1 protein-coding gene, 1 tRNA gene and 2 rRNA genes are annotated in these 5,000 nt (G+C 57.3%); 3 read left to right on the top strand and 1 reads right to left on the bottom strand.

Features of this window, described 5'->3' with window-relative positions; translation table 11 throughout:
• The first annotated feature begins 163 nt into the window (after positions 1–163).
• From QUA27_RS27670 to QUA27_RS27660, 3 genes are all read left to right on the top strand, one after another.
• Positions 164–2,999, top strand: a 23S ribosomal RNA gene (locus tag QUA27_RS27670).
• A 132-nt stretch (positions 3,000–3,131) separates the two neighbouring features.
• A 5S ribosomal RNA gene (rrf, locus tag QUA27_RS27665) occupies positions 3,132–3,246 on the top strand.
• An 86-nt stretch (positions 3,247–3,332) separates the two neighbouring features.
• Positions 3,333–3,409 (top strand) — tRNA-Met (locus tag QUA27_RS27660).
• Here the strand turns inward: QUA27_RS27660 and QUA27_RS27655 are convergent.
• Positions 3,366–5,000, bottom strand: a 1,635-nt coding sequence (locus QUA27_RS27655) for a recombinase family protein (RefSeq protein ID WP_510175273.1), incomplete at its 5' end; no start/stop codon positions are given. The genes QUA27_RS27660 and QUA27_RS27655 overlap by 44 nt on opposite strands.

The raw sequence follows: 5,000 nt of genomic DNA, 5'->3' as shown, positions 1-5,000 counted from the left end.
GTGCGGCCTTGAGGGGTTGCACTGCCAAGGCGATATTGTTCCAAGTCTAGTACACTAACCGCACCGGTTCTTTCGGGAACCGTTGCACGGGAAAGTATACAAGCTTTTGACACCCAGGAAGGCAGGTTTGCTTTGAACCAGCGGCCTTGCTCTTCCTGGATCAAATCAAGCGCGAAAAGGGCGTTTGGTGGATGCCTAGGCAGCAAGAGGCGATGAAGGACGTGATACCCTGCGATAAGCCATGGGGAGCCGGGAATAGGCTTTGATCCATGGATCTCCGAATGGGGGAACCCACCTGAAGCTTTATTGTTGTTGTCTTTCGGGACATCAACAGTAGGGCTAAACAGGTACTTATCCCTGAATACATAGGGGAATAAGAGCGAACCCGGGGAACTGAAACATCTAAGTACCCGGAGGAAAGGAAATCAATAGAGACTCCGTTAGTAGTGGCGAGCGAACGCGGACCAGCCGAGCCTTGAAGAGTGACTGGAATGGTCTGGAAAGGCCAACCATAGCGGGTGACAGTCCCGTACAGGAAGCTCCATGGGACATATCAAGTAGGGCGGGACACGTGAAATCCTGTCTGAAGATCGGGGGACCACCCCCGAAGGCTAAGTACTCCTTGCTGACCGATAGCGAACCAGTACCGTGAGGGAAAGGTGAAAAGCACCCCGACGAGGGGAGTGAAACAGTACCTGAAACCGGACGCCTACAAGCAGTCGGAGGGGCCTTGAGCCCTGACGGCGTACCTTTTGTATAATGGGTCAACGACTTAGTCTAACGAGCGAGCTTAAGCCGATAGGTGTAGGCGCAGCGAAAGCGAGTCTTAAAAGGGCGCATGAGTTCGTTGGATTAGACCCGAAACCAGATGATCTAGCCATGAGCAGGATGAAGGTACGGTAACACGTACTGGAGGTCCGAACCAACACCCGTTGAAAAGGGTCTGGATGACTTGTGGCTAGGGGTGAAAGGCCAATCAAATCTGGAGATAGCTGGTTCTCCGCGAAAGCTATTTAGGTAGCGCCTCGGACGAATACCTTGGGGGGTAGAGCACTACATGGATGATGGGGGCCCACAGCCTTACTGAGTCTAAGTAAACTCCGAATACCCAAGAGTACTATCCGGGAGACACACGGCGGGTGCTAACGTCCGTCGTGAAGAGGGAAACAACCCTGACCTGCAGCTAAGGCCCCTAATTCGTGGCTAAGTGGGAAAGCATGTGGGACGGCCAAAACAACCAGGAGGTTGGCTTAGAAGCAGCCATCCTTTAAAGATAGCGTAACAGCTCACTGGTCTAGATAAGCTGTCCTGCGGCGAAGATGTAACGGGGCTCAAGCCACGAGCCGAAGCTCAGGATGCACAGCGATGTGCGTGGTAGCGGAGCGTTCTGTGATATAGCTCATTGCCTCTCTTGCCTCCTTCGGGTGGCATTGGAGGCACGGAGCTTTCTGTGAAGCCGGGCCGTGAGGCAACCGGTGGAGAGATCAGAAGCGAGAATGTTGACATGAGTAGCGACAAAGAGGGTGAGAGACCCTCTCGCCGAAAGTCCAAGGGTTCCTGCTTAAAGCTAATCTGAGCAGGGTGAGCCGGCCCCTAAGGCGAGGCCGAAAGGCGTAGTCGATGGGAACCAGGTTAATATTCCTGGGCCAGGAGGAAGTGACGGATCTCGAAGGTAGTTTGCCCTTATCGGATTGGGTGGGCTGCTTAGAGGTTCCTGGAAATAGCCCTCCATCAGACCGTACCCTAAACCGACACAGGTGGACTGGTAGAGAATACCAAGGCGCTTGAGAGAACCACGTTAAAGGAACTCGGCAAAATGCCTCCGTAAGTTCGCGAGAAGGAGGCCCCATATGCACGCAAGTGTGTGTGGGGGGCACAAACTAGGGGGTGGCGACTGTTTACTTAAAACACAGGGCTCTGCGAAGCCGTAAGGCGACGTATAGGGTCTGACGCCTGCCCGGTGCTGGAAGGTTAAAAGGAGGGGTGCAAGCTCTGAATTGAAGCCCCAGTAAACGGCGGCCGTAACTATAACGGTCCTAAGGTAGCGAAATTCCTTGTCGGGTAAGTTCCGACCTGCACGAATGGCGTAACGATCTCCCCGCTGTCTCTAACGTGGACTCAGCGAAATTGAACTGTGTGTCAAGATGCACACTTCCCGCGGTTAGACGGAAAGACCCCATGAACCTTTACTCCAGCTTTGCACTGGCATCAGGATTGTGATGTGCAGGATAGGTGGTAGGCATCGAAGCGGGGACGCTAGTTCCCGTGGAGCCTCCCTTGAGATACCACCCTTCGCACTCTTGATGTCTAACCGCGGCCCGTTATCCGGGTCCGGGACCCTGCATGGTGGGGAGTTTGACTGGGGCGGTCGCCTCCCAAACAGTAACGGAGGCGCGCGAAGGTTGGCTCAGACCGGTCGGAAATCGGTCGTTGAGTGCAATGGCAGAAGCCAGCCTGACTGCAAGACTGACAAGTCGAGCAGAGACGAAAGTCGGCCATAGTGATCCGGTGGTCCCAAGTGGGAGGGCCATCGCTCAACGGATAAAAGGTACTCTGGGGATAACAGGCTGATGATGCCCAAGAGTCCATATCGACGGCATCGTTTGGCACCTCGATGTCGGCTCATCTCATCCTGGGGCTGGAGCAGGTCCCAAGGGTATGGCTGTTCGCCATTTAAAGAGGTACGTGAGCTGGGTTTAGAACGTCGTGAGACAGTTCGGTCCCTATCTGCCGTGGGTGTAGGAGACTTGAGAAGAGTTGCCCCTAGTACGAGAGGACCGGGGTGAACGAACCACTGGTGGACCAGTTATCGTGCCAACGGTAGTGCTGGGTAGCTATGTTCGGACAGGATAACCGCTGAAGGCATCTAAGCGGGAAGCCCCCTTCAAAACAAGGTCTCCCTTGAGGGCCGTGGAAGACCACCACGTCGATAGGCCAGAGGTGTAAGTGCAGCAATGCATTCAGCTGACTGGTACTAATTGCCCGATAGGCTTGATTTGATCCAGAAACAGCAAGGCAATAGCCTCGCCTGGAAAAGTCAAAAGCAACACAGACTTGGAACAATACACACTGATGATCGCGCGCCAAAACCTGCCAAAACGCAGACAAAAGCGCGCGTGTTTCTTCCTCGGTTTGGTGGTCATAGCACGAGCAAAACACCCGGTCCCTTCCCGAACCCGGCCGTTAAGTGCCGTCGCGCCAATGGTACTCCGTCTCAAGACGCGGGAGAGTAGGTCACCGCCAAACCTAGAAAGAAACACACAATCCTCTCTCCAATACGATGCAAATAAACCCCGATCGCAAAAATAAAGCCCTCGGGATACCACAACGGACGCGGGGTGGAGCAGCCCGGTAGCTCGTCAGGCTCATAACCTGAAGGCCGCAGGTTCAAATCCTGCCCCCGCAACCACCTTAACCGAACTATTAGACAAACCACCAAAAGGTCCAGCTGACGCTGGGCCTTTGGCGTTCGTAGCCAAGCCAACCAACGCAGTCAGAGCACCATCCAGAACCACAACAGCCTGACCGTCCACCCACCGCACCGCCACACGCTCGATCAGGCCACGGATCACTTCCCGCGCAGGCTGCGAAATCGTGGGATCGGCCAAGGTGATAGCAAGCTCCGTGACCTTGCGCCGATAGAGCTCGGACAAGTTCGGGTTCAACCGCACAGGTGCCGGGGCAGGGGTGGTGAGAGCCGCATCAATCGCTTCAACTCTACCTTCGAGCTCTAGGAGCTTCTCTTTGAGCCCCGGCGATCGCAGGCCTTCCGCGATCGCGTCATAGAGGCCTTCCAGCTTCCGCTTGATCGCCCGCTTCTCCGCTTCCAGCCTGATGCGGGCTTGAGCCGCCTCTGCCCCATGCGAATTGGACAGCTCCGCATGATCCCTTACGAAACGTGCCACCGCCTCGGGCTGCATGAGCCGCGTCTTCAAGAGATCCAGAACCACCGCTTCCAGCACGGAGCGGCGAATGCCCTTCTTGGCGCTACAGGTGTCAAGCTTGCGGGCGGCGGAGCAGGCGAGGTAGTCGCGCCCCACGGCGGCGTAGGGGCCGCCACAGCAGTCGCAATGGACTAGGCCTGTGAGCAGATGGTCTGCGCGGCGCCGCTCCCAGAAGCGGGAGGCCTTGATGCCTTGCACGACGGGCGTGGCGTCGAGGGCTTCCTGTCGTGTCTTTACCTTCTGCCAGAGCGCTTCATCGATGATGCGCAGTTCAGGCACGTCGGTGGTGATCCATTCCGAGGCATCGTTCTGACGTGAAACTCGCTTGCCGGTACTGGGGTCCTTCACATAGCGAAGGCGGTTCCAGATGAGGCGGCCAAGGTAGAGCTCGTTGTTGAGGATACCGGTGCCGCGCTGGCGATGGCCGCGGATGGCGGTGTCGCGCCAGAGGATGCCACGGGGGCCGGGGATCTGGTCGCGGTTCAGTTCCTTCGCGATGGCTTTGGGCGACTGACCAGCTGCGAAGGCTTCATAGATGCGCCGCACGATCCGGGCCTCGTGCTCATTGATCTCTCTCTCGCCGGTCGCCAGTTCGCCATCGCTCTTCAGCCGCCGCAGCACCCGATACCCATAGGCGTTCCCTCCCCCTGAAAACCCAGCTTCAACGCGGCCGCGTAAACCCCGCCGGGTCTTTGCCGCAAGGTCCTTCAGGAAGAGCTGGTTCATCGTGCCCTTGAGGCCCACATGCAGTTCCTCAATCCGCCCCTCACTAAGAGTGAGGATCGTCACCCCCGCGAAGGTCAGCCGCTTGTAGATTGCTGCGACATCGGCCTGGTCCCGGCTGAGCCGATCCAGCGCTTCTGTGATCAACACTGTGAAGCGACCCGTTAGGGCATCGGCCATAAGGGCCTGCAGACCGGGGCGCAGCATCGACGCCCCCGAGATCGCACGGTCAGCGTAGGTCTCCACCACCCGGCACCCCTCCCGCAGCGCTCGCTCCTCGCAGAGCCGCGCCTGATCCTCGATCGAGGCGTCGCTCTGGCGGTCCGAGGAATA

The sequence above is a fragment of the Microcoleus harperi Pol14_C6 genome (assembly GCF_036701295.1).
Lineage (GTDB): Bacteria > Cyanobacteriota > Cyanobacteriia > Cyanobacteriales > Microcoleaceae > Microcoleus.
Note: the sequence above shows the minus strand (reverse complement) of the source record. Positions and strands in the feature narration are given on the sequence as shown.